24 protein-coding genes and 1 other RNA gene are annotated in these 23,678 nt (G+C 57.7%); 11 read left to right on the top strand and 14 right to left on the bottom strand.

All coding sequences use genetic code 11. The annotated features are described in order from the left end of the window. Window positions 1-14: 14 nt before the first annotated feature. From ybgC to FQB27_RS07920, 11 genes are all read right to left on the bottom strand, one after another. Window positions 15-467 carry a tol-pal system-associated acyl-CoA thioesterase gene (gene ybgC, locus FQB27_RS07970; protein WP_206374448.1) on the bottom strand — a complete coding sequence of 151 codons (453 nt, stop codon included), beginning with the start codon at window positions 465-467 and terminating at the stop codon, window positions 15-17. Further along, window positions 457-1,503, bottom strand: a complete 1,047-nt coding sequence (ruvB, locus tag FQB27_RS07965; RefSeq protein ID WP_169560378.1) for a Holliday junction branch migration DNA helicase RuvB — start codon at window positions 1,501-1,503, stop codon at window positions 457-459. Before ruvB ends, ybgC begins: the two co-directional genes overlap by 11 nt. Further along, window positions 1,500-2,132 (bottom strand): Holliday junction branch migration protein RuvA, encoded by a 633-nt coding sequence (gene ruvA / locus FQB27_RS07960; protein ID WP_169560377.1) that lies wholly within the window; start codon window positions 2,130-2,132, stop codon window positions 1,500-1,502. Before ruvA ends, ruvB begins: the two co-directional genes overlap by 4 nt. Then, window positions 2,129-2,644, bottom strand: coding sequence for a crossover junction endodeoxyribonuclease RuvC (gene ruvC / locus FQB27_RS07955; protein WP_169560376.1), 516 nt, complete (start codon window positions 2,642-2,644; stop codon window positions 2,129-2,131). The genes ruvA and ruvC overlap by 4 nt, the downstream gene beginning before the upstream one ends. 22 nt (window positions 2,645-2,666) lie before the next feature. After that, window positions 2,667-3,419 carry a YebC/PmpR family DNA-binding transcriptional regulator gene (locus tag FQB27_RS07950; protein WP_169560375.1) on the bottom strand — a complete coding sequence of 251 codons (753 nt, stop codon included), beginning with the start codon at window positions 3,417-3,419 and terminating at the stop codon, window positions 2,667-2,669. Between the two features lie 192 nt (window positions 3,420-3,611). Next, window positions 3,612-5,288, bottom strand: coding sequence for a hypothetical protein (locus tag FQB27_RS07945; RefSeq protein ID WP_169560374.1), 1,677 nt, complete (start codon window positions 5,286-5,288; stop codon window positions 3,612-3,614). A gap of 156 nt (window positions 5,289-5,444) precedes the next feature. Beyond that, entirely contained in the window at window positions 5,445-6,260 is an 816-nt protein-coding gene (locus tag FQB27_RS07940) for a TIGR00282 family metallophosphoesterase (RefSeq protein ID WP_169560373.1), read from the bottom strand. Continuing rightward, window positions 6,257-6,826: a 5-formyltetrahydrofolate cyclo-ligase gene (locus FQB27_RS07935; RefSeq protein WP_169560372.1), complete on the bottom strand. Its 570-nt coding sequence runs from the start codon at window positions 6,824-6,826 to the stop codon at window positions 6,257-6,259. Before FQB27_RS07935 ends, FQB27_RS07940 begins: the two co-directional genes overlap by 4 nt. A 132-nt stretch (window positions 6,827-6,958) precedes the next feature. After that, a non-coding RNA gene (ssrS, locus tag FQB27_RS07930) (6S RNA) lies at window positions 6,959-7,116 on the bottom strand. A 10-nt stretch (window positions 7,117-7,126) separates the two neighbouring features. Next, the gene (locus tag FQB27_RS07925) at window positions 7,127-7,435 is read right to left on the bottom strand and encodes a cell division protein ZapA (protein WP_169560371.1); all 309 of its coding nucleotides are present in this window, start codon (window positions 7,433-7,435) and stop codon (window positions 7,127-7,129) included. Between the two features lie 2 nt (window positions 7,436-7,437). Beyond that, window positions 7,438-7,692, bottom strand: a complete 255-nt coding sequence (locus FQB27_RS07920) for a hypothetical protein (protein WP_169560370.1) — start codon at window positions 7,690-7,692, stop codon at window positions 7,438-7,440. A gap of 404 nt (window positions 7,693-8,096) precedes the next feature. Between FQB27_RS07920 and tkt the strand changes: the two genes are divergently transcribed. The 10 genes from tkt (at window position 8,097) to FQB27_RS07870 (ending at window position 19,607) form a co-directional block, all read left to right on the top strand. After that, window positions 8,097-10,100 carry a transketolase gene (gene tkt, locus FQB27_RS07915; protein ID WP_169560369.1) on the top strand — a complete coding sequence of 668 codons (2,004 nt, stop codon included), beginning with the start codon at window positions 8,097-8,099 and terminating at the stop codon, window positions 10,098-10,100. A 53-nt stretch (window positions 10,101-10,153) separates the two neighbouring features. Further along, window positions 10,154-11,161 (top strand): type I glyceraldehyde-3-phosphate dehydrogenase, encoded by a 1,008-nt coding sequence (gap, locus tag FQB27_RS07910; RefSeq protein ID WP_169560368.1) that lies wholly within the window; start codon window positions 10,154-10,156, stop codon window positions 11,159-11,161. Window positions 11,162-11,186: 25 nt separating this feature from the next. Next, window positions 11,187-12,380 (top strand): phosphoglycerate kinase, encoded by a 1,194-nt coding sequence (locus FQB27_RS07905; protein ID WP_169560367.1) that lies wholly within the window; start codon window positions 11,187-11,189, stop codon window positions 12,378-12,380. Window positions 12,381-12,410: 30 nt separating this feature from the next. Next, window positions 12,411-13,430, top strand: a complete 1,020-nt coding sequence (locus FQB27_RS07900; protein WP_169560366.1) for a class I fructose-bisphosphate aldolase — start codon at window positions 12,411-12,413, stop codon at window positions 13,428-13,430. Between the two features lie 36 nt (window positions 13,431-13,466). Then, window positions 13,467-14,147 (top strand): thiamine phosphate synthase, encoded by a 681-nt coding sequence (thiE, locus tag FQB27_RS07895; RefSeq protein WP_206374446.1) that lies wholly within the window; start codon window positions 13,467-13,469, stop codon window positions 14,145-14,147. A gap of 46 nt (window positions 14,148-14,193) precedes the next feature. Beyond that, window positions 14,194-14,757 carry an elongation factor P gene (gene efp, locus FQB27_RS07890; protein ID WP_169560365.1) on the top strand — a complete coding sequence of 188 codons (564 nt, stop codon included), beginning with the start codon at window positions 14,194-14,196 and terminating at the stop codon, window positions 14,755-14,757. Window positions 14,758-14,805: 48 nt separating this feature from the next. Beyond that, window positions 14,806-15,615, top strand: a complete 810-nt coding sequence (locus FQB27_RS07885) for an inositol monophosphatase family protein (RefSeq protein ID WP_169560364.1) — start codon at window positions 14,806-14,808, stop codon at window positions 15,613-15,615. Window positions 15,616-15,833: 218 nt separating this feature from the next. Next, the gene (locus tag FQB27_RS07880) at window positions 15,834-17,033 is read left to right on the top strand and encodes an OmpA family protein (RefSeq protein ID WP_169560363.1); all 1,200 of its coding nucleotides are present in this window, start codon (window positions 15,834-15,836) and stop codon (window positions 17,031-17,033) included. A gap of 2 nt (window positions 17,034-17,035) precedes the next feature. Next, window positions 17,036-18,232: a hypothetical protein gene (locus FQB27_RS07875; protein WP_206374444.1), complete on the top strand. Its 1,197-nt coding sequence runs from the start codon at window positions 17,036-17,038 to the stop codon at window positions 18,230-18,232. 13 nt (window positions 18,233-18,245) lie between these two features. Further along, window positions 18,246-19,607, top strand: coding sequence for a peptidoglycan -binding protein (locus FQB27_RS07870; protein ID WP_169560362.1), 1,362 nt, complete (start codon window positions 18,246-18,248; stop codon window positions 19,605-19,607). Window positions 19,608-19,615: 8 nt separating this feature from the next. On the opposite strand, the gene FQB27_RS07865 is transcribed toward FQB27_RS07870, so the two are convergent. Together FQB27_RS07865 and FQB27_RS07860 are read right to left on the bottom strand one after the other, a co-directional pair. Further along, on the bottom strand, window positions 19,616-20,689 hold the full coding sequence (locus FQB27_RS07865) for a strictosidine synthase family protein (RefSeq protein WP_169560361.1): 1,074 nt from the start codon (window positions 20,687-20,689) through the stop codon (window positions 19,616-19,618). Window positions 20,690-20,744: 55 nt separating this feature from the next. Next, the gene (locus FQB27_RS07860) at window positions 20,745-22,565 is read right to left on the bottom strand and encodes an ABC transporter transmembrane domain-containing protein (RefSeq protein ID WP_169560360.1); all 1,821 of its coding nucleotides are present in this window, start codon (window positions 22,563-22,565) and stop codon (window positions 20,745-20,747) included. A gap of 151 nt (window positions 22,566-22,716) precedes the next feature. Between FQB27_RS07860 and rpmE the strand changes: the two genes are divergently transcribed. After that, a complete protein-coding gene (gene rpmE, locus FQB27_RS07855; RefSeq protein WP_169560359.1) occupies window positions 22,717-22,938 on the top strand; it encodes a 50S ribosomal protein L31 in 222 nt (73 codons plus the stop codon). Window positions 22,939-23,050: 112 nt separating this feature from the next. Here rpmE and FQB27_RS07850 read toward each other — a convergent pair whose 3' ends face one another. Then, complete coding sequence (locus FQB27_RS07850; RefSeq protein ID WP_169560358.1) at window positions 23,051-23,524, bottom strand: DUF1465 family protein; 474 nt, start codon at window positions 23,522-23,524, stop codon at window positions 23,051-23,053. Between the last annotated feature and the right edge of the window lie 154 nt (window positions 23,525-23,678).

Below are 23,678 nucleotides of genomic sequence, written 5' to 3'. Positions count from 1 at the left end.
ACAGCTCCTGACGACTAAACAACTGTTGCAAACTTATCTTTGATTTGAGGCAAAAAACGGGCAGGCTTTCCCGATCTGTGAATGCAGGCAACCCGCACCTCGCTTTTCACCAAAACTTCATCTTCCCGGTAGACCCCCTGCTCCATCCGCATGGTGGCCCCCTTCATGTCCAGAAGGCGTGTCTGAACCGACAGCACATCATCCATCCGCGCCGGTTTCAGATACTCGATCCGGCAGTCCCGAACGACAAAATTAACCCCTTCATCCATCATCAGGCTTTGCTGGTTGATCCCCAGCCCCCGCAGCAGGTCGGTTCTGGCCCGTTCCGTGAATTTCAGGTAGTTGGCGTAATAGACAATCCCCCCGGCGTCCGTATCCTCCCAATAGACCTTGACGGGAAAGACATGCAGTGCCCTGCCCTGCTCATCCCGGTCTATCCGCCCTTCCATAGCCGGTTCAGACGTCACTGTCATCCTCCGCGATCAGATCAAGCTGGGACGACACGGATTTCGGGAATTTCAGGCCAAGATGATCAAAGGCCGCCTTGGTCAACATCCGGCCCCGCGGCGTCCGCTGCAGGAAACCCTGCTGGATCAGGTAAGGCTCGATGATATCCTCAATGGCATCCCGTGGCTCGGACAGGGCCGCAGACAGGGTCTCCACCCCAACCGGCCCGCCGCCAAAATCAGACGCAATCCGGCCCAGATACCGCCGGTCCATGGCGTCCAGCCCCCGCTTGTCCACCTCAAGGCGGTTCAGGGCGGCATCGGCACGCAAGGCGTCCACCACCTCCACCCCGGCGACCGAGGCGAAATCCCGCACCCGGCGCAGCAGACGTCCCGCCACACGAGGGGTTCCCCGGCTGCGGTTGGCAATTTCCTGCGCCCCATCATCGCTGAGTTGGAAGCCGAGCACGCGAGCCCCGCGGGCGACAATCAGTTTCAATTCGTCCGGCTCATAAAAATTCATCCGAAGCGGAATGCCGAACCGTTCGCGCAAGGGAGTTGTGATCAGGCCGGACCGGGTCGTCGCCCCGACCAGTGTGAAGGGCGGCAAGTCAATGCGCACGGATCGCGCCGCCGGGCCTTCGCCAATAATCAGGTCCAGATGAAAATCCTCCATCGCCGGATAGAGGATTTCCTCAACCGCCGGGTTCAGGCGGTGAATTTCATCAATGAACAGGACATCATTTTCTTCAAGATTGGTCAGCAGCGCGGCCAGATCCCCTGCCTTGCTGATCACCGGGCCAGCGGTTGCCCGGAAATTGACGCCCAGTTCCCGCGCCACAATCTGCGACAAGGTTGTCTTGCCAAGACCGGGCGGCCCGAAAAACATCACATGGTCCAGCGCCTCGCCCCGTTGCCGGGCCGCCTGAATAAAAATGCTGAGATTTTCGCGAACCTGCTTCTGACCAATAAAATCATCCAGCGTCTGCGGACGGAATTGCAGCTCCGTATCATCCTGCTCGCTTCGGGTCGGGGCAACAAGACGGTCCTCGGTCATGCCGCCAACTCCTTCAAGCCAGCCGTGATCAGGGCTTCAACCGTGGCGTCAGGACCCAGACGGCGGGCCGCAGCGGCAACCGCGCCAAAGGCATCGGCACGCCCATATCCAAGATTGACCAGCGCGGACACCGCATCCCCGGCGGCCACAGCGGACCCGCCATCGGTCGCAGCAGCCTTCTTGCCCTTGTCCGTCGCCCCGGCAAAAGCAACTGGTCCAAGGTCCATCTTGGCAACCTTGTCCTTAAGTTCCGCCACGATCCGTCCAGCGACCTTGGGCCCCACCCCGCTTACACGGGTCAGCGCGGTTTTATCGGCCGCTGCCACAATCTGCGTCAGCTCCTCACCAGAGAAAATGGACAGCACACCCAGCGCCACCTTGGCCCCCACCCCCTGCACCGTCTGCAGCAGGGTGAACCAGGCTTTCTCGGCCATGCTTTGGAAACCGAACAGGTGGATATGATCCTCGCGGACATGGGTTTCGATCATCAGGGATACGGACCCGCCCACTTCCGGCAGAACCCGCAAGGTCCGACCGGAACAAAAGACCAGATAGCCAACACCGCCCACGTCGATGATGATCCAGTCCTCCCCGACGCTATCCAGAGACCCAGAAAGTTTTGCAATCATTTAGACAGCCCTGCCATACAGGTTGCACGACGAAGATTGCGGTTGGTCCTTGCGTAATGGGCATGACAAATGGCCACCGCAAGGGCATCCGCCGCATGTTCATTGGCAATTTTACAGCCGGGCAGCAACATGCTCACCATGGCATGTATCTGTTCTTTCCCGGCATGTCCGGCGCCAACAACCGACTTCTTGATCTTGTTGGGGGCGTATTCCTCCACATGCAGGCCATGTCGGGCGGGCACCAGCAAGGCAATGCCCCGCGCCTGCCCCAGCTTCAATGTGGAGACCGGGTTCTTGTTGACGAAGGTTTCCTCGACGGCGGCTTCATCCGGCTGCCAGTCTGCAAGGACTTCCTCGATCCCTTCGTATAACTGGACCAGACGTTCGGAAAGGGTCAGGGCCGCGTCTGACGACACGGCACCATTTGCAAGATGCCGAAGGGAATTCCCCTCGGCCTCAATGATCCCCCAACCGGTATGCCGCAGCCCCGGATCCAGTCCCAACAAGCGCATGACCGGTTAAAACCCCCGAAAATCAGTCGCCAAGTTTCTCCATGATTTCGTCCGGAATGTCGAAATTGGCGAACACCTTCTGAACGTCGTCATTGTCTTCCAGAACATCGACAAGTTTGAAAATCGAATTTGCCTTGTCTTCGGTTTCAACAGGCACCGTGTTTTGCGGTTTCCAGATGATACCGGCTTCCTGAGGCGTCTCGAATTTCTCCTCAAGTGCGCTCTGCACGTCGTTGAAATCTTCCATGGCGCAGGTGATTTCGTGGGAGTTTTCGTCGCTTTCCACATTGTCGGCCCCGGCCTCCAGTGCAGCTTCGAAAATTTCGTCCCCGTCGATCCCTTCGGCGGCGTAAACGATCTGGCCGATGCGATCAAACATGAACGCCACAGACCCGGTTTCCCCCAAGGCCCCACCGGACTTGGAGAACGCGGCCCGAACTTCGGCGGCGGTGCGGTTCCGGTTATCGGTCAGGGTTTCGACGATCACGGCGATACCCCCCGGACCATATCCTTCATACCGGATTTCCTCGTAATTCTCGCCATCGGCTGCGCCGGATGCACGCTTGATGGCGCGATCAATATTGTCCTTCGGCATATTGTCGGCACGGGCAGCGGCAATCGCGGTGCGAAGGCGCGGGTTCATATCCGGGTCTGGCAGGCCGGACTTGGCAGCAACCGTCAATTCACGAATGTGCTTTGCGAAAATCTTGGCGCGCTTCTTGTCCTGTGCGCCTTTGCGATGCATGATGTTCTTAAACTGGGAATGTCCTGCCATACTTTTCTCTAACCCGGGAAACGGTTCCTTCTCAATCCATGTTCATCCCGCCGCTGGCGCCTCTGGCCATCAGTTGCCACCTCAGGCATGCAAGCGGGGGGCTTTCCAGACCCTGTTTTAGCGCAGCAAGCGCCATCCCCCAAGCCCTGAATGCAAAAACGGGTAATAAATTAGGAAATTCCCTGTTCCCGCCTACTGAATACCGGCCACTTTCAGCAGATTATAGAACTGTTTCAGGAAATCGGGCGGGGCCTGCCCCTTATCCGCCATCCCCTGCAGGGTCGGCAGGAATGTGGGCGCCTTGATGGTCATCCGGGCCTTGTCCCGCACCTGTTTTTCGGCCTCGGGCCGGGTCAGGCGATCCCCCACGATCAGTTCCAGAAGACTGAGACCAAGATGCACTTCCGTCGCGGCCCGTTTCTCCAGAACGCTCAAAAGGTCCGCTTCAGCCAGCGCCGTCAGGGCAATCTGGTCCAGCGCCTCCAGAATGCGGGTCTCATGGAATTCCTGAAAGTTGGCTTTCAGGACCTGTTTCTGAAGGCCCCGCAGGCGGTTGACCAGCGCCAGTGGCACCCGCCCTTCGGCCAGTATTTCCCGGATATTATAGTCACTTTGCAGAACCGGCAGGATATAGTTGGCAATGGCCCGCTTGTTCGACGCACCAATCACGCCCTTGTTGATTTTCAGCAGCCTGTCCACCTTGTCCAGCGGCAGATCGGCCCCTTCCAGCATCCGGGCAATGGTCATGCTGCCCATCAGGCGCTCGCAGCGATATTGCAGGGCCTCAATGGCCTCGCGGCCCCCGATATGCTCGTCCTGTCCGATCCTGATCCGGGTCAGGATCAGGCTGTGATAGCGGGCACTTTCCAGCAAGTCACCGGCAACAAACGACTTGTTCCCTTGCAAAATTTCCCGGACCCGCTGGATCAGCGTTTCCCGGGTTTGCGGCAACAACTGATCCCGCATCAGGACACACAACCGGTCCACATGACGGGCATGAACCGTGGCGGTTTCCTTGTTCCCCCGGATCAGGTCCACAAGGCTCAGGACCGCATCGCCCAGATTGTTCTCGTCCCCCAGCAACTGCTTGAGATGACGGGACAGTGTCAGGAAGTCCGCCAGATACATATCCAGTATCTGAACAATCCCCGGTTCGTCATATTGGCCAATATAGTCCAGAATCTGCGCGAATTTTTCGTCCGTGGTTTTCAAGCCCTGAAAATGCCGGGCCAACGCCATCAGGAACATGCGCTGCCAGTTGTCATGTTTCTGCGACGCCCGATACAACCCCAACAGGTCCTGTCCATCGAAATCGGGAACATTCCCCTCGATGCCGTCTTCCTTCAGACCCTGCAACCGCTCGTTCACCAGTGTGTAAAGTTCGAGAACCCGCTCGTTGACCTTTTGCCCGGTCTTCTGAATTTGGGAAATCGCCACTTTCTGGACCGCGCCCTGCAACACCTGCCCGGTATCGCTGAGGCGTCTGAGATGGCCCTGATGATACAGCAACTCGACCGGCATGATCTGCCATCCCTGCAAGGGCTTGGCCAGCAGCACCGCGATAGAGCGCCGGGCCATGAGGGTGCGCATATCCTCGATATTGCGGCAAACAGGACGGATCAGTTCAACGGAGGAATCGCCGCTGGCCTTCGCAGGCCGCTCGCCCTCGAAATAGACTTCTTTATCCTGAAAGCCGACTTCCGTGTCACCGAACGAGACCTCTAGGACCTTCACGGCCTTCAGTGCCAGATCCCGAAACAGGGTCTTCGCCGCATCAATCGCCGCGGACCGGTCATCGTAAACCTTCTGGACTGTCCAGGAACCCGATTTCAGGCCCTGTATTTCGTAATGCTTCTTTAGCCCTGCCAATGGTCTCTCTCCAGCTGAGGACTGGTACTTCTGCAAAATGGTGCTGCTCTGTTAGCATGACTGCGTTAACAAACTGTCAATACTTTCCGCTTTCCCGGACAGGGCCTTCCGGGAAACCACAACAGATCACCTGTTCTGCAAAAAAGAGCGCGCGCCCTATACGTCAGGCCAGCATTCAGCAAGCCGCCCACCAAGACGCACCGGGGCAACACGGGTCGCAAGGCCCGTCGCATCATCGGTTTCAACAAAGATGCCGCACAGGGTCGCATCCCCCAGCGCCGGGGTAAACCGTCCGCCCGGAATTTTGCGGGTAAAGCGGCGAATGGGTTCTTCCTTGTCCATGCCAATCACGGAATTATAGTCACCGCACATTCCGGCATCGGTCTGGTAGGCCGTGCCGCCGGGCAATATCTGGGCATCCGCTGTCGGCACATGGGAATGACTGCCGACCACCGCCGACACCCGCCCGTCACAGAAATGGCCCATGGCCATCTTTTCCGACGTGGCCTCGCCATGAATATCCACAAGGATGAAGTCGTATTTCTGCCCAAGACGACCGGTTGCCAGCAGCCGATCAACGGCCGCGAACGGGTCTTCCAACGGGTCCATGAAGACACGGCCCATGACCTGGATGACCATGATTGTCTTTCCGGCGCGGGTCTTGAAAACCGCTGCCCCCCGTCCCGGGGTCCCTTCCGGGTAGTTGGCCGGCCGGATCAGGCGCTTGTCCGTCTCCATATAGGACACGATGTCTTTTTGATCGAAGCTGTGATTGCCAAGAACAATACAATCCGTACCCGTTTCATAGAAGGCCGCGCAGATTTTCTCGGTGATCCCGAAACCGGAGGCCGAGTTCTCTCCGTTCACTACGGCAAAATCAATCCCGAGACGTTCCCGGATTTCCGGCATTCTTTCCAGCACCACATCGCGCCCGGAGCGCCCAACCACATCACCACAATAGAGAAGTCTCACGCGAATTTCCTTGCTTCTTTTTCCGTCACAATCCAGTCCAGTGGCTGATCATACCCATCTGTTGGGACCGTCGCCACCTCCTGTACCGAGAAGGCATACCCAACAGCGAGACAGCCTTTCCCGGCCCGCAATTTTTCCAATGTTCGATCATAATAGCCCCCGCCATACCCAAGCCGGTATCCGGCCCCATCAAAGGCCAGCAGGGGCACCACCAGAATATCCGGTACCCCTTCCGGTGCCGACGCCTCGGGGGCATAAACATCAAAGGCCCCTTTTTCCAGCGGCTGGCCTGCGATCCATTCCCGAAATACAAGCGGCCTGTCCGGCCCCTCCACAAAGGGTAAAAGGCAGCGGATACCCTGTTCCTGCAATCGGTATATAAGGGGGCGCGTATTCATCTCGTCGGCGATGGGCCAATACAGCGAAACGGACAGGCCGTTACCGGGCCGGATGGCATCCAGAAAATGATCACGGGCAGCGTGGGCAAAGGCAGTGTGGGCATCCTCGTCATCGAACAGGCTTTTTCGCCTGTCGGACGCCAGCTTGCGCAGTTTCCTTTTCGTCACACCCACCGTCATCGACGCGTCACCCTGCCTTTGAGTTTGCGGAACCAACCTCCGCTCATCCCCCGGCAGAACCGGCTGAAGAAAACTCCGATAAGAGAAGGCCCAAATCCGTATGGGCCCCAAAAATGGGAATGCTGCACCACCATAGCCGTGGGCTGTGGAAATCTCTGTGGCCTGACAAGTCAGGTGGGAGCCGATATGTTAGGACCACGGTCCAGTCAGGGAACAGCCCCCTGGATTTCGTTATTGGCCCCAGGAAATCAAAAGCCTCACGCACAAGGCAGTGCAGCGATTTTCTATTTAAGCACTTTCGAGCTTTTCTGCAATAGCTTCCAGCTTCTCAAGCCAAACTTCCGGGACGCTCACCCCGTTTGAGGACCCATCGGCCTTTAGCTGATCGATGGTTTCATAGGCCTGCGCCAGATCATCGGCAATCAGAAGGGACGCCATGAGCATCAATTGCGCTTCCGAGACATTGGCAACGGATTTGCTGAGATCCTGGACTTTTTTGTCAACGAATTCCGCCAGATAGCGAAGATGGTCTTCCTCGCCGTCCCCGCAGATAACCGGATAGGAACGCCCATTGACCTTTACTGTAACCGACGCCATTCCTAACGCTCCAGCATAGAACTGATTTCACCAATGGTTCCGTCAAGACGGTCGGTAACGGTGCCCGCCGCCTTTTTCAGGGCTTCATATTTCCGGCCAAGCTCCATCAGCTCATTCCGAAGAACCCTGTTTTCCGCACGCGCCTTGTCCAGCGCCTCTTTCAGGTCGTCGTCGGCAACCATGTCGAAGGCCCCTTGCATCGGGCGTTCAAGAATGGCCTCTGCCGCAGCATCAAGGCGCATCAACGCGGCTTCCATGCGTGATTCGGTAATTGCCTCACTCCCCATTATAATGGCCGTCAACATCCACAAAAATGCTACGAATAATTCCAAAAAGACAATACGATCATGGCCCGACACACGTCAACCCAATTGCTTGCCCCTTAAATAAGCCTTTTCTGACCTCTCTGCCCAACTAAGCGGTTGACTGCGAGGCCAATGGGCGGCATCTTCCCACCCGATTCCGAATGCTGTTCAGAGATAGGCCAGACGATCTTGAAATTCCGTTATGTGTATTTCGCCTGAGATCGCCCCCTTCGAATGCCTGAACATGATGAATATGTATGACCCCGATACGGGCATCGGCCGATGGTCCGGATTGTAACCCGGTAATCCGGATACGGAGTTACGGTTGTCAGCCGATGGATTAAAACGAGTCGAGCATGAACGATACTGGCGCCCAGAAATCGCCCTCAGATTCCAAATATACTGATATGGCCAATGCAATCCGTGCGTTGTCCATGGATGCAGTGCAACGCGCAAATTCCGGCCACCCTGGCATGCCCATGGGTATGGCCGATGTGGCGACGGTCCTTTTCTCCAAATTCCTGAAGTTCGATCCGGCAAAGCCGGATTGGCCGGATCGGGACCGGTTTGTTCTGTCTGCCGGACACGGTTCCATGCTCCTGTATTCCCTGCTCTATCTGACAGGGTACAAGGACATGACACTGGAGGAGGTCAAGAACTTCCGCCAGCTTGGTGCCAAGACAGCCGGTCACCCGGAATATGGTCATGCCGATGGCGTTGAAACCACAACAGGCCCGCTGGGTCAGGGGCTGGCCACAGCCGTTGGCATGGCGCTGGCCGAAAAGATGCAGGCTTCCCGCTTCAATGGCATCGTTGATCACTTTACCTATGTGATTGCCGGTGACGGCTGCCTGATGGAAGGCATCAGCCACGAAGCCATTTCCTTTGCCGGTCATTTCAATCTGAACAAACTGATTGTTCTGTGGGATGACAACGACATCAGCATCGACGGCAAGACCGAACTGGCTGTTTCCGACAACCAGATCAAGCGCTTCGAGGCCATGGGCTGGGACGCACAGTCCGTTGACGGGCACGACCCGGTGGCCATTGAAAAAGCCATTGCACGGGCCCGCGAAACCAACAAGCCGAGCCTGATCGCCTGCAAGACCACCATCGGTTTTGGCAGCCCGAACAAGGCTGGTACATCCGGTGTCCACGGTGCCCCGCTGGGGGACGACGAGATTGCCCTCGTCCGCAAGGAACTGAACTGGCCGTACGAGCCGTTTGTCATTCCGGAAAAAATTCTGGACCAGTGGCGGACCGTCGGTACAAAAGGTGCACGTCATTCTTCCGAATGGGAACGCAACCTTGACGCCCTTGGCAGCGAAGCCAAGGCCGCCTTTGAGCGCAGCCTGAACTGCAGCCTGCCCGCCGAATTCGAAGAAGCCATCGCGGCCTACAAGAAGCGGCTGAGTGAGGAAGCCCCCGGCTGGGCAACCCGCAAGTCAAGTCAGGAAGCCCTGAAAGTGGTCAACGGCATCGTTGAAAACACCGTCGGCGGCTCTGCCGACCTGACCGGCTCCAACCTGACCATGACAGAGCAGACCGTTCCGGTGACCCCGACCGACTTCTCCGGTCGTTATGTCCATTACGGTGTTCGTGAATTCGGTATGGGCGCCATCATGAACGGACTGGCCCTGCACAAGGGGTTCATTCCCTATGGCGGCACCTTCATGGTGTTCACCGACTATGCCCGTCCGGCCATGCGCCTGTCCGCGCTGATGGAACAGCGTGTTATCTATGTCATGACCCATGATTCCATCGGTCTTGGTGAAGATGGCCCGACCCACCAGCCGGTAGAGCATCTGGCGTCTCTTCGCGCCATGCCGAACATTAATGTGTTCCGTCCGGCGGATGCGGTTGAAACGGCTGAATGCTGGGAACTGTCCCTGAAGGCCCGCAAGACACCGTCTGTCCTGTCGCTCAGCCGTCAGGGAACGCCGCTGCTGCGCCTTGACCACACGGCGGAAAACCTGTCTGCCAAGGGGGCATACGAACTGTCCTCTTCCGCTCATGACGCCAAGGTGACCCTGCTTGCCACAGGTACGGAAGTCGCCATCGCCATGGACGCCCAGAAAGTTCTGGAAGCGGAAGGCATCGGCACCCGCGTGGTCTCCGTTCCGTGCTGGGAACTGTTTGACGCCCAAAGCCCGGATTACCGCGAGGAAACCCTGGGCCCGGGAACCATCAAGATCGCTATTGAAGCTGGCTGCTCCCTCGGCTGGCACAAATATATCGGTACAGATGGCGTCTTCATCGGAATCGACAGCTTCGGCGCCTCCGCGCCTGCCGAAGAACTGTACAAGCATTTCGGTATCACAAGCGAAGCCGTCGTCGCAGCGGCAAAAGAAAAACTTTAAAAAGAAGGCCGGTCAGCCCGCATCGCTGCCCGGAGCAAGAGGAGCTAAAAAGAATGACTGTTCGTGTTGCAATTAACGGTTTTGGACGTATTGGCCGGAACGTACTGAGAGCAATCTATGAATCCGGTCGGACCGATATCGAGGTTGTCGGTATCAACGATCTGGGTTCCGTTTCCGCCAACGCCCACCTGCTGAAATATGACAGTGTCCATGGACGTTTCCCGGGCACGGTTACCGCAACTGAAGACAGCATCGACCTTGGACGTGGCCCCATCCGCGTCACCGCAGAACGCAACCCGGCAGACCTGCCGTGGGGCGAACTGGGTGTCGATATTGCCTTTGAATGCACTGGCATTTTCACCCACGCAGACAAGGCGAAAGCCCATCTGGAAGCGGGTGCTAAAAAGGTTCTGATCTCTGCTCCGGGTACCGAAGTTGACCTGACCGTCGTATACGGCGTCAACCACGACAAGCTGACCGCAGATCACAAGATCGTTTCCAACGCGTCCTGCACCACCAACTGTCTTGCGCCGGTTGCACAGGTTCTGAACGACGCCATTGGCCTGCAGCACGGTTTCATGACCACTGTTCATGCCTATACAGGTGACCAGCCGGTTCTGGACACCCTGCACGGTGACCTGCGTCGTGCCCGCGCTGCGGCCATGTCCATGATCCCGACATCCACCGGTGCGGCCAAGGCTGTTGGTCTTGTTCTGCCGGAACTGGCAGGCAAGCTGGACGGTACCTCCGTTCGCGTACCGACCCCGAACGTATCCATGATCGACCTGACCTTTGTTGCCGGTCGTTCCACCACAGTCGAGGAAATCAACGACGCCATCAAGGAAGCCGCCAATGGCCGCCTCAAGGGTGTTCTGGCTGCCAATGACGAGCCGCTGGTCTCCATCGACTTCAACCACAACCCGGCCAGTTCCTCTTTCGATCTGACACAGACACAGGTTATCGACGGTACCTTTGTCCGCGTTCTGAGCTGGTATGACAACGAGTGGGGCTTCTCCAACCGGATGAGCGACACCGCCCTTGTCATGGCAAATCTGGGTTAATTGATCAAAGACGGAGTATAGTCGAATGCCCGCTTATCGGACACTCGATGCCATTGACGGCAATGGCAAGACAGTTTTGGTCCGGGTCGACCTGAATGTTCCCATGCAGGACGGCAAGGTGACTGACACCACCCGGATCGAACGGGTCGCTCCGACAATTCGTGAACTGTCAGAGAAGGGCGCCAAAGTCGTCCTTCTCAGTCACTTCGGTCGTCCGAAAGGCAAGGTCGTTCCTGAAATGACCCTTGCCCCGGTCGCCGAAGCGGTTTCCGAATGCCTTGGCATCCCCGTCGGTTTCGCCAGCGATTGCGTTGGTCCCGAAGCCCGGCGCGCCATTGAGGAAACGGCCGCCGGCAGCGTCGTCCTTCTTGAAAATGTCCGCTTTCACGCGGGCGAAGAGACAAACGACACAGGCTTTGCCAAAAGTCTTGCCGAGCTTGGCGACCTCTATGTCAATGACGCCTTTTCCTGTTCCCACCGGGCCCATGCCTCAACCGAGGCGCTGGCGCATGTGCTTCCCGCATTTGCCGGACGGAACATGGAAGCCGAACTGACCGCCCTTGCGGCCGCACTGGAATCCCCGGCCCGCCCGGTGATGGCCATTGTTGGCGGCGCCAAGATCTCCACCAAGCTGGACCTGTTGTTCAACCTGATCGAAAAGGTGGATCATCTGGTGATTGGCGGCGGCATGGCGAACACCTTCCTCAACGCCAAGGGCGTGGATGTAGGGGCCTCGTTGTGTGAGCATGATCTGGCAGGCACCGCCTCCGACATTCTGGCCAAGGCGGAAAAGGTCGGCTGTGAAATCATTCTTCCCGAGGATGCGGTTGTGGCCCGGGAATTCAAGGCCCATGCCGAAAACCGTGTGGTTTCCGTTGATGCGGTAGCCAAGGATGAAATGATCCTCGACGCGGGTCCGGCCTCTGTTGCGGCCCTGATCGGAAAACTGGCTGACACCCGTACACTGATCTGGAACGGCCCGCTGGGTGCGTTCGAGATTACTCCTTTTGGCGACGGAACCTTCGCGGTTGCCAAGGAAGCCGAAAAACTGACCCGAAGCGGGTCCCTGACATCCGTCGCAGGCGGCGGGGATACTGTTGCTGCTCTTGCCAGCGCCGGCGTCACGGAAGGCTTCACCTATATTTCCACCGCTGGCGGCGCCTTCCTCGAATGGATGGAAGGCAAGGACCTGCCAGGCGTAAAAGCGTTAACGGCCTGATTTCAGGCGCTATAAACAAGGTTTGAACCCATGACTGAATTTGAAATGGAAGACATTGCAGCCGCACTGGTTGCGCCGAGCAAAGGTATTCTGGCTGCGGACGAAAGCACCGGAACCATCAAGAAGCGCTTTGACAGCATCAATGTTGAAAGCACCGAGGAAAGCCGCCGCGATTACCGCGAAATGCTGTTCACTGCAGAAGGCGTTTCCGACTATATCAGCGGTGTGATCCTGTATGATGAAACCCTGCGTCAGAAAGCAAAAGACGGTCGTCCTCTGGCCGAGGTTCTGAGCTCACAGGGCATCATTCCGGGCATCAAGGTTGACATGGGCGCCAAGCCGCTTGCCGGTGCCGAAGGCGAACTGGTCACCGAAGGCCTCGACGGTCTGCGCGAGCGTCTGGCTGAATATTACGAACTGGGTGCCCGCTTCGCCAAGTGGCGCGCTGTTATCTCCATCAGCGATTCCGCCCCAAGCCAGTACTGCATCGAAGCCAACGCCCACGCACTGGCCCGCTACGCAGCCCTGTGTCAGGAAGCCAACATCGTGCCGATCGTTGAGCCGGAAGTCCTGATGGATGGCGATCACACCATCGACGACTGCTACGCCGTCACTGAAACAGCCCTGAAAGCCGTTTTTGACGAACTGTACAAGCAGCGTGTTGTTCTGGAACAGATGCTCCTGAAGCCGAACATGGTTATTTCCGGCACCACTTGCCCGGAACAGGCTGACGCCGAAGAAGTTGCTCACAAGACCGTTTACTGCTTTGAACAGACCGTTCCGGCAGCGGTTCCGGGCATCGTCTTCCTGTCTGGTGGCCAGTCCGAAGCTCAGGCAACAGAACACCTGAACATCATGAACGAACTGGGCTCTCATCCTTGGGAACTCAGCTACTCCTTCGGTCGTGCCCTGCAGGCCTCTGCCCTGACCACATGGGCAGGCAAGGAAGAAAATGTTGCTGCCGCACAGCAAGCCTTCATCCACCGCTGCAAGCTGACCAGCGCAGCCCGTGACGGCGAATACGGCACTCACATGGAAACCGCCAGCTAAGCGCTTCCATTTCAGTGATGAACCTGTTTCAGGCCTGTGCTACGGTACAGGCCTGATTTTGTTAGGAGCAGAACAATCGAGCCGATCCGCCCCCGCCTTTACCTGATTTCCCCGCCGACAATCGATCTGGATGCGTTTGAAATCGACTTTCGCAACGCCCTGAATGGCGGCGATATTGCCTGTTTCCAGCTTCGCCTGAAGGACCAGCCCGCCGATGTCATCCGGGCGGCCACGCAACGGCTAATGCCCATCGCACAGGAAAAGGGCGTTGCCTTCCTCCTCAATGATGACCCGGAACTGGCGGCCGAACTGAAAACCGACGGTGTCCATGTGGGTCAGAAAGACACCCCCTACAAGCAGGCCCGTGCCCTTGTCGGGGACGACGCCATTGTCGGCGTCACCTGTCACGATTCCCGGCATCTGGCCATGACGGCTGCCGAACAGGGCGCTGACTATGTGGCGTTTGGGGCCTTCTATCCCACCACCACAAAGGACGCCCCGACCCGGGCCGAAACGGACCTCCTTGAATGGTGGACAAGCCTTGCGGTCACCCCGTGCGTGGCAATTGGCGGGATAACGGTTGACAATGTGACACCACTCATTAAAAGCGGTGCTGATTTTATTGCTGTCTCATCAGGCGTGTGGAAGTACAGCAAAGGCCCTGAACAAGCAGTAGCAGAGTTCAACAGGGTAATTGATATGAGCGTGACATCCTGATAGGGTCCGCCCCGAACTTGGTAAATATCTAAAACAATGGTCAGTCATGAAGATTAATGGCAATGCTATTCGACCCGGCAACGTGATCGAACATAAAGGCGGCCTTTGGGTTGCTGTAAAAATCCAACATACCCAGCCTGGCAAGGGCGGCGCCTATCTGCAGGTGGAACTGAAAAACCTCCGCGATGGCACCAAGCTGAACGAACGCTTCCGGTCCTCGGAAACCGTCGAGCGCGCCCGTCTGGAACAGAAACAGCATCAGTTCCTGTATGAAGAAGGCGAACTGCTGACCTTCATGGACAACGCTTCCTATGAACAGGTTTCCATCGCCAAGGATCTGGTTGGCGACAAGGCCCAGTTCCTTCAGGACGGCATGCAGGTAGAGATCGAATTCTACGAAGAAGAAGCCCTTGGCATTATTCTTCCGGAACAGATCACCCTGGAAATCACCGATACGGAACCGACTGTGAAGGGCCAGACCGCCGCGTCTTCCTACAAGCCGGCGATCCTTGAGAACGGTATGCGGATCATGGTTCCGCCGTTCTGCAGCACCGGTGAAAAGATCGTGGTCAACACCGAAACATCCGAATATTCAAAGCGGGCCGATTAATCGGCCCGTTGGCAACTGTCTCTCCCTCAGACAATCAGGTAACTCATAATGGCTCGTAAACCTGCCCTCATAAACGTAATGGAAGGCGCTGCTCGCAAGGCAGCCCGCAAACTCGTCCGTGACTTCAACGAAGTGGAAAACCTTCAGGTTTCCCGCAAGGGCCCAGCCGACTTCGTCTCCAACGCGGACACCGGGGCAGAAAAAATCCTGCGCGAAGAACTGGAAAAAGTGCGCCCCGACTTCGGCTTCAAAATGGAAGAAGGCGGCGACATTCCGTCCAAGAATGGTGCCCCCTACTGGGTCATCGATCCCATCGACGGCACCACAAACTTTCTTCACGGCATTCCCCATTTCGCCATTTCCATTGGCGTTATGGAAGGAAACAATGTCATTGCCGGTGTTATTCTTGACCCGGCAAAGGATGAGCTGTTCTGGGCCGCCAAGGGGGAAGGCGCCTTCATGAACGATCACCGCATGCGCGTCTCCGGTCGCTCCCGCATGGCCGATTGCGTTCTGGCAACCGGCATTCCGTTCCTTGGCAAGCCGGGGCACGAGGAATTCCTTCGCGAAGCCAATGAGGTTATGGCCGTTTCTGCGGGCATTCGCCGCCTTGGCGCTGCGTCCCTCGACCTTGCCTATGTGGCAGCGGGACGGTTTGATGGCTACTGGGAACGGGGCCTGTCCCCTTGGGATCTTGCCGCGGGTATCGTCATTGTGCGCGAGGCCGGTGGTCTGGTCAGCCAGATCGACGGCGGCGAAAGAATGCTGGAAAAAGGTGACATTCTGGCAACAAACGGCGGTATCAATCAGCCCATGAAGGATATCCTGCGCAAGGCCCGCCGCAAGCCCAGCGCCTGATTTTTCACGGTTTTCGTCCCTTGCCGGCCACAGGTCGGCAGGGATATGAAATCGGCAAAATGAACCCATTGAGTACTGCTACACACTAAGTTATTGTTTCCTGAAACAATTCCGACTGCCTTACCCGTGTCACACTGCACGGGCAGGATGGTGTAAATTTCAGGGACCCGATTGGACGAAAGGGTCCTGTGACTAGTATTCGTTGGGGGTGCCATACCATGGCTCACGATTTTACGTCTGATTTCAAGGCCCGGTCTGCAGGACTGCTGGCCTTCATGATAACCCTGTCTGCCGCCGGTGTTGCCATCAGCCCGGCCGCCGCACAGCAAACCGTCGTCATCGGCGGTACAGGGCAAACACCGGTTATCGTCAATATGGGCGCAGCCCTGCCACGAACAGCCCCCACGGCAACCATTGGCGCCCCAACCGGCGGCGGCCTTCACCTGACACCGCCTGCCGCAGCCCAAACCCGCAGCAGGATTGTCTATGGCGATGAGGTCATCACCCTGATACCGCCGGGAAGCCGCCCGAAGAAAGCGCCGAAGCCTGTCATGGCCAAAGCCCCCGCGCCGGCACCGCAAACAACCACTGCGGTGCGCGAGGATGCGCCTGAAGCCGAAGCCCCGGCGACACGGACACAGGCTCCCGCCGAAACCAATACGGCTGAACGCACCGCCCCGGCACAAGAAAAAACACAATCCACCCCAACAGCGGAGAAGGACACCGCCGTTCCTGCCCCGGTAAAGACGACGGTTGCCACCGCCGCCCCTTCCGCTTCGGAAAAGGCACCGGCACCAGCCCCGAAACCACAGGAAGCCACTGCCCCGGAACAGCCGAAAGCCACGCTTGCGGACAAGGCTGAGGAAAAACCGGTCGCACTTGTTGCGGAAGCCACACCGAAAAACGAGCCTGCTCCTGCTCCTGCTCCTGCCCCCGCGGTGAAGGAAGAGGCAGAAGTGAAATCGGCAGCACAACCGGCACCAAAACCGGAAGCAAAGCCAGAGCCGAAGGCCACCGCCGACAAGGAAATGACTGTCGCCGCGCTGTCCCCGAAGGAAACGGCCCCAACGGCACCGGTATCGCAAGCCCCAACGCGGGAGGCCGAGCTTCCTGTGTCCGAAGCCAACAGGATCCTGTTTGCGGCAGAAGAAACCACCCTGCCTACAGATGCAGAAACCAAACTTAAAAGCGTGATTGCAGCCCTTTCCGGTGCTGAGGATCGGGTGCAGCTCATTGCCTATGCCGATGCCAAAAGCAAAAGCGCGGCACGGCGCCTGTCCCTTGGGCGGGCACTGGTCGTCCGCTCCAAGCTGATGGAACTGGGCCTGCCCAACAATAAAATCGAGGTCCGGGCATTGGGCCTTCCGGAAGACGGGGGCCCTGCTGACCGGGTCGACCTGAAACTGATCGTGCGGTGACCATGACAACATACTCGGAATTCAACCCTGCCGAAGCCATCAACTCTCCCCGGATCAACCGGCCCAGACGCCATGTCATTCGAATGGGTGTTTTCCTTGCGGTTGTCATCGCCATTTCCATATTTCTGTTCGGCCCCGCCAAAACAGCGTTTGAGGCCAATGTCTACCTGAACGGCCTGATCCTTGCGGTTCTGCTGTTCGGGGTCGGCTTTATCTTCCGTCAGGTTCTCATGCTCTATGGCGAGGTGACCTGGGCGGAAGGCATTCGCCGCGCCGAAAAGGGCATGGGCCCCCAATCAAGCCCGACCCTTCTGTCTCCGCTGGCGGCCATCATCCGCGAAAGCAATGGCCCGCTCCGCCTGACGGCGACCACCATGAACACCCTTCTCGACAGCATCAGCGTCCGCCTTGATGAAGGGCGGGACATTTCCCGCTACCTGATCAATGTGCTGGTTTTCCTTGGGCTTCTCGGGACGTTCTGGGGGTTGCTGGAAACTGTCGGGTCGGTCGGCGATGCCATTGCCACGCTGAATGTGGGGGACGGCGACTTCTCAAAAGTGTTCGACGAATTGAAGCGGGGCCTTGAAAAACCGCTGGCGGGCATGTCCATCGCCTTTTCATCCTCTCTTTTTGGCCTGTCCGGCTCCCTTGTGTTGGGCTTTCTGGACATGCAGGCGGGTCAGGCCCAGAACCGTTTCTACACGGATCTGGAGGAATGGCTGACCTCCATCACCAAATTCACCGCGTCCGGCCCTGCAGCCCTCAGCGGCGGTGACCAGAGCGTGCCCGCCTATGTCAGTGCCCTGCTGGAACAGACCGCCGAAAGCCTTGATGGCCTGCAACGGACCATTGCCCGCAACGAGGACCGGCGTCATGCCGGGGATAGCGCCATGGTACAGGTCAGCGAGCGGCTGGCCGCCCTGACAGACCAGATGCGAGCGGAACAGGACCTGATGGTGAAGCTGGTGGAAGGTCAGCTTGAACTGAAACCTGTGCTGCAACGCATGGCCCAGATACAGGAACAGGGCGGGCTGGACCAGGCCAGCCGCAACCACCTTCGCAATCTGGATGTTTACATGGCCCGATTGCTGGAAGACATGGCAGAAGGCCGCAACCAGATCACGCAGGAAATCCGCAGCGACATCAAACTTTTGACCCGCACCATCGCCGCCATCGCCGAAGAAGAGCGGCGCGGCTAGAGCGGGGTTGGGCATGGCACGCAGGAACAGCGCCAAACGCGCGAATTATGAAATCTGGCCGGGCTTTGTCGATGCCCTGACAACGCTGCTGCTTGTCATCATCTTCCTGCTGGTGGTGTTTGTTCTGGCCCAGTTTTTCCTGTCGCAGGCCCTGTCCGGGCGCGATGCGGCCCTTGAAAAGCTCAACCAGCAAGTCAACGAACTGGCCGACCTTCTGGCACTGGAGAGACAAAGCAATGCCGAGCTTAGTCAGGAACTGACAGAACTGACCATCACGCTTCGCCAGTCCAACGAGGAGCGGGACAGCGCCATCATCCAGCTTGATACCCTGACCGCCCGTGCCCAGCAGGCGGAACAGGAACGGGATGAACTGGTCCTGCTGCTGCGCGAGCAGGAAGGAAAAACGGCGGAGGCCGAGGCCCGGATAAAGACAAGTCAGGACGAGATAGCCGTCAACCTGAAGGAAATCGAAAGCCTGAAACGGGATATCGAAAGCCTGCAGAAGGTCCGGGAGGAACTTGAGAAGGAAGTCGGTGCCCTTGCCGATGCCCTTGAAAAGAAAGATCAGGAAATCGGTGCCATCCGCGACCGCAGCAAGGAACTGGAGGCCACCCTTGCCGAGGAGCAGGACCGCACCCGGCTGGCGCAGAAAGACGTGGAAGACCGGGATATCAAGCTGGCCGAACTTCAGGCCCTCTATCTGCAAACGCAGGATTCCCTGACTGAGGAAGAGAAAATATCGGCAGAGGCGAACAAGCAGGTTTCCCTGCTGAATGCCCAGATCAATGCCCTGCGCCAGCAACTGGCCCGCATTGAGGAGGCCCTTGAGGTGGCCGAGGCCAAGGACAAGGAACAGAAGGCCCAGATTGCCGATCTGGGGCGCCGTCTCAATCAGGCCCTCGCCCAGAAGGTGCAGGAGCTGCAGCAATACCGTTCCAACTTCTTCGGGGAATTGCGGAAGGTCCTGAAAGACCGCCCCGGAATCAGTGTCGTGGGAGACCGGTTCGTATTCCAGTCAGAGGTGTTGTTCGGCCTTGGTGAAGCAGAACTTGGACAGGAGGGCCGGGAAAACATGGCCGCCTTTGCCAAGACCTTGCTGGAAATCTCCAAATCCATTCCCGATGACATTGACTGGGTGCTGCGGGTGGACGGCCATACGGACAAGCAGCCTATCAAGACCGCCCGCTTCCCGTCTAACTGGGAACTCTCCACTGCGCGGGCCCTGTCCGTTACCAAATACCTGATCAACCGGGGGGTACCGCCGGATCGTCTTGCCCCGACCGGGTTTGGGGAATTCAGGCCCCTTGACCCCCGCGATGACGAAATTGCCTATCTTCGCAACCGACGGATTGAACTGAAACTGACGGAACGCTGATCCGGCCCTTACAGGCTGCAATCCAGAATTTTGCTCTCGAACGCGGTGCCGATCAGGAACCGGCTGCCAAACGCCGCCGCGACCGTCCCGCCCGAGACAAGGTCACCTGCATCCATCATGATCTCTTCCGGGACCAGTTCCCCGGAATAGCTGCGGGTGAAGCGCAGGATTTGGGTCGGTGTGGTCTTGGTCGCATCCCCCGCATGCCCAAGGAAGGTCAGAAGCTGGGGATGGGCCACAATCCACATCCTGTCCTGATCATCCATTTCGATATTGTCGAGACCGGTTTCCAGATCGGTCGCACTTTCCTGCGTCAAATCCCCCGTGGCCTTGTCCCGATGGAAACTGTAGAGGGTCTGCCCCACCGACGTTGACACATAGACCTTGCTGCCATCCGCGCTCATATTGATGCCGTTGGCAAAACGGAAGCCGTCAGCAACCGTCCGAAACCCGGCCCCGTCATAATAGGAGACAATCCCGCTTGGCAACGGGATCAGGTTTTCCAGCATGGTGGCAAGGCCATCGCGATATCCATGATCGTTGGTGACATAGAACCGGTCATGGGAAACCGCCAGAATATCATTGGCCCCCAACAGGGCGCTGGCATCGATGGTCTGCCGGTGGATCAACTCCCTGCCAGCAAGCTCGAAAACCTCAATGGTATCCACGCCTTCCTCTCCCGGGGCATGATCCTTGTGGTTGATCACAAGCAGACTGCCGCGCCCGGTATCGTCCACGTACAGGGACAGACCGTGGGGATGGAACCCGTCCGTAATACCCGCCCGAAGGTCAACCGGTTCCGCATCCGGGTCATCAAGATCATACCGATAGAGGGTTCCGGTTACCGCGTTTCCTGCCTTCGCGGCCCGCCGGTCATAGGAGGAAATAAAGGCAAACTTTCCAGACGGATGAATGGTGATGTCTTCGCCGCCGACAACGCCGTCCACAATGGCGCATTGACCATTGAAATGGGGGGTGATGGTGCCGAACTGACCGGTTTCGTACAATACATAGACCGTCAGGCCGATGCCCAGCACGACCAGTGTCACAACCCCGAAAAACAAGCGCTGAAAGATGCCCAAGCCAACCTCTCGTCAAGAATAGGAAACGCCCGGACGGACCGGGACCGCGCGCATATTACGCAGTTAATGCCTCACGTCCAGTATCGAACTGCAAACGGGCCAGTTTCGCATACAATCCCCCCTCCTTCATCAGTTCCTCATGGGTCCCCTGCGTCACCACCCGTCCCTCATCCATGACCACGATACGATCCGCGTTCAGAACGGTGGCAAGGCGGTGGGCGATGACAAGGGTTGTCCGGTCCTGCATCAGGTTTTCAAGGGCGGACTGAACCAGTTGTTCGCTTTCCGCATCCAGTGCCGATGTTGCCTCATCCAGTAGCAGAAGCTCGGGATCCTTCAAGATGGCCCGTGCGATGGCAATCCGCTGTTTCTGGCCGCCGGACAGCTTCATGCCCCGCTCCCCGAACTGGGTCTGGAAACCCTCCGGCAGGTCCATGATGAAATCATAGGCCGCCGCCGCACGGGCGGCCTCATGCACTTCCTGTTCGGTGGCATTGGGACGGCCATACAGAATATTGTTCATGGCTGTATCGGCAAAGATAATCGGCTCTTGCGGGACCAGTCCGGTCAGGGACCGAACGGCGGACGGATCCACATTCGCAATATTCACGCCATCGATGCGGATATCCCCGGCCTGCGGATCATAAAACCGCAGCAGCATCTGGAACACGGTGGTTTTCCCGGCCCCGCTGGGCCCGACAATGGCCACGGTCTCGCCGGGTTTGATCTCCAGATCAAGGTTCTTCAGCGCCGCAGCATCCTGACGGGACGGGTAATGGAACCGGACCCCATTGAACGATATCCCGTCTTTCAGCGGCGAAGACAGGGTTTCTGGGTGCTCCGGTGCCCTGATCTCGGGTTCCTGATGCAACAGGTCAAGGAGACGCTCAGAGGCGCCTGCCGCCCGTTGCAGTTCGCCCCAGACCTCACTCAACGAGCCAAGGGACCCCGCCACCAGAATGGCATAGAACACGAAAGAGGCCAGCGTCCCCGGCGACATGTCTCCGTTCACCACATCCTTTGCCCCGCTCCACAGCACCAGATCAATGGCACCGAAGATCAGCAGGATCACAAGCGCCGTCAGCCACGCCCGGGCGCGAATCCGCTTGAGGGCAATGGCGAAGCTGGTCTCCACATCGGCGGCGAAAAACCGCCTGTCATAGCCTTCATGGGTGTAGGCCTGTGCGGTCTGGATGGACCGGATTGTCTCGTCAGCCCTGGCGCTCACATTGGCGATGCTGTCCTGATTGGCGCGGCTGAGTTTTCGCACCTGCCGCCCGAAAACGATGATGGGCACAACAATCAACGGGACCACCAGCAAGACCATGCCCGACAGTTTGGGGCTGGTATAGATCAGAAGCCCGATCCCGCCGACAAAGGACAGCATATTCCTGAGCGCCACAGATACGGACGAGCCGATCACCGTCTGGATCAGGGTTGTATCGGTCGTCAGACGCGACAGCACCTCCCCGGTTCGGGTGACCTCAAAAAAAGACGGGCTGAATTTCAGGATATGATTGAAGACCGCTTTTCGAATATCGGCAATCACCCGCTCACCAATCCACGACACCAGATAATACCGCGAGAAAGACGCACCGGCGAGAAGGGCAACCACCCCCATCAGGCCAATAAAGTACTGGTCCAGATTTTCTGAACCGGCAGAAAACCCGTTATCCAGCAGCAGCTTGATGGCCTGACCGATCATCAGCATGCTGCCCGACGCCACCACCAGGGCCACCATGGCCCCGGCAAACCGCCATTTATAGGGGAACACGAATCGCCGCAATTCCCACAGCCGGGAAACCACCTTGCGGGATTTTTTCGATTCTGCCTCGGTTCGCTCTATATCACTGCTTGTATCCGTCACACGGCACATCCAATCCAAAATTTACGGGACAGGGAATGATCCAAAGGGTCAATTCACAAAATTTTTCATCCTTTAGCATATCTTTGCTTGCCAAGGGGAAGAACCTTTTATATAAGCCCGGTTTAGTGAATTCCAGCATCCCCGGAAGGGTAGAAGCGATATGAAAAAAGACATTCATCCAGATTACCACACCATCACTGTCGAAATGACCGATGGTACAACCTTTGAAACCCGTTCCACCTATGGTGCGGAAGGCGATGTTCTGAAACTTGACATCGACACAAAGTCCCACCCTGCATGGACCGGTGGTCAGCAGCGTGTTCGTCAGGACGGCCGTGTTGCCAAGTTCAACAAGCGTTTCTCAGGTTTCGGTCTCAAGTAAGACCGCCTGCACATTGCTGGAAAAAAATTGGCGCTCTCACGGGCGCCTTTTTTGTGCCCGGAATTCAGTGGCGAACGCCCTTCCGGCTGGCGGATTAAAGCTTGCTCGGGGCTTAGTCGGGGTTATCCGGCGTATCCGGCCCCTTGGGCCCCTCCTCGGCCTCCAGAGACGCCCTGAATTGCTGGTCCAACCGGTCTATTCTCCGGTACAGGGCCTCGCTCCTCTCCAGCAGGGATTGCAGGCCTGCAGGCAGCAGCGGGAAATGTTCTGACGGGGTTTCCGGCAAACAGGTTTCCTGTTGCTGAAGATAGCAATTTTCATCCCGCCCCTGTTCAGCGGTAATTTCCCCTTCCAGAATGGCCCGCTGATACATCAACCAGGCCATGCTTTCCGTCAGGCGGGTTGTCAGGCGCAACGATTCGGTTGCATAGCAGAAACTGCCTTCATTGCTCAGGTCCTTGACCGCCAACCGGCCCGGCCCCAGCAGATACTCCCGCGCCTCAAAAACCAGACTGAGCGCCTCGTCATAGGTGCGCGAGAAAAACACGGTTCCTGTCTTGCTTTCCGGTCGTCCAGTTGACCCCATACCCATGTTATTCCTTCCTGTTTCCCCCGTTTCGACTGTAGCGGAAAAATTGTTAAATTTCTCCCTTTGCATATCTTGAAACATGAAAAGAACTGATTATTTCCAGTTTATCAGGCGCCGGTTTCGGGTCTGATTTGACGGTTCCGCCAGATTT

Origin of the sequence: Sneathiella chinensis (genome assembly GCF_012720115.1) — a bacterium.
Taxonomy (GTDB): domain Bacteria; phylum Pseudomonadota; class Alphaproteobacteria; order Sneathiellales; family Sneathiellaceae; genus Sneathiella; species Sneathiella chinensis.
The sequence above is the reverse complement of the archived record's forward strand: the minus strand, read 5'-3'. Positions and strand labels throughout refer to the sequence as shown.

What these genes read in the sequence shown, in the direction of transcription:
- ruvB (WP_169560378.1), bottom strand. Translation starts at nt 1,503, where the DNA reads ATGACCGAGGACCGTCTTGTTGCCCCGACCCGAAGCGAGCAGGATGAT.
- ruvA (WP_169560377.1), bottom strand. Translation starts at nt 2,132, where the DNA reads ATGATTGCAAAACTTTCTGGGTCTCTGGATAGCGTCGGGGAGGACTGG.
- ruvC (WP_169560376.1), bottom strand. Translation starts at nt 2,644, where the DNA reads ATGCGCTTGTTGGGACTGGATCCGGGGCTGCGGCATACCGGTTGGGGG.
- FQB27_RS07950 (WP_169560375.1), bottom strand. Translation starts at nt 3,419, where the DNA reads ATGGCAGGACATTCCCAGTTTAAGAACATCATGCATCGCAAAGGCGCA.
- FQB27_RS07925 (WP_169560371.1), bottom strand. Translation starts at nt 7,435, where the DNA reads ATGGCGTCGGTTACAGTAAAGGTCAATGGGCGTTCCTATCCGGTTATC.
- FQB27_RS07920 (WP_169560370.1), bottom strand. Translation starts at nt 7,692, where the DNA reads ATGGAAGCCGCGTTGATGCGCCTTGATGCTGCGGCAGAGGCCATTCTT.
- tkt (WP_169560369.1), top strand. Translation starts at nt 8,097, where the DNA reads ATGAACGATACTGGCGCCCAGAAATCGCCCTCAGATTCCAAATATACT.
- gap (WP_169560368.1), top strand. Translation starts at nt 10,154, where the DNA reads ATGACTGTTCGTGTTGCAATTAACGGTTTTGGACGTATTGGCCGGAAC.
- FQB27_RS07905 (WP_169560367.1), top strand. Translation starts at nt 11,187, where the DNA reads ATGCCCGCTTATCGGACACTCGATGCCATTGACGGCAATGGCAAGACA.
- FQB27_RS07900 (WP_169560366.1), top strand. Translation starts at nt 12,411, where the DNA reads ATGACTGAATTTGAAATGGAAGACATTGCAGCCGCACTGGTTGCGCCG.
- efp (WP_169560365.1), top strand. Translation starts at nt 14,194, where the DNA reads ATGAAGATTAATGGCAATGCTATTCGACCCGGCAACGTGATCGAACAT.
- FQB27_RS07885 (WP_169560364.1), top strand. Translation starts at nt 14,806, where the DNA reads ATGGCTCGTAAACCTGCCCTCATAAACGTAATGGAAGGCGCTGCTCGC.
- FQB27_RS07880 (WP_169560363.1), top strand. Translation starts at nt 15,834, where the DNA reads ATGGCTCACGATTTTACGTCTGATTTCAAGGCCCGGTCTGCAGGACTG.
- FQB27_RS07875 (WP_206374444.1), top strand. Translation starts at nt 17,036, where the DNA reads ATGACAACATACTCGGAATTCAACCCTGCCGAAGCCATCAACTCTCCC.
- FQB27_RS07870 (WP_169560362.1), top strand. Translation starts at nt 18,246, where the DNA reads ATGGCACGCAGGAACAGCGCCAAACGCGCGAATTATGAAATCTGGCCG.
- FQB27_RS07860 (WP_169560360.1), bottom strand. Translation starts at nt 22,565, where the DNA reads ATGTGCCGTGTGACGGATACAAGCAGTGATATAGAGCGAACCGAGGCA.
- rpmE (WP_169560359.1), top strand. Translation starts at nt 22,717, where the DNA reads ATGAAAAAAGACATTCATCCAGATTACCACACCATCACTGTCGAAATG.
- FQB27_RS07850 (WP_169560358.1), bottom strand. Translation starts at nt 23,524, where the DNA reads ATGGGGTCAACTGGACGACCGGAAAGCAAGACAGGAACCGTGTTTTTC.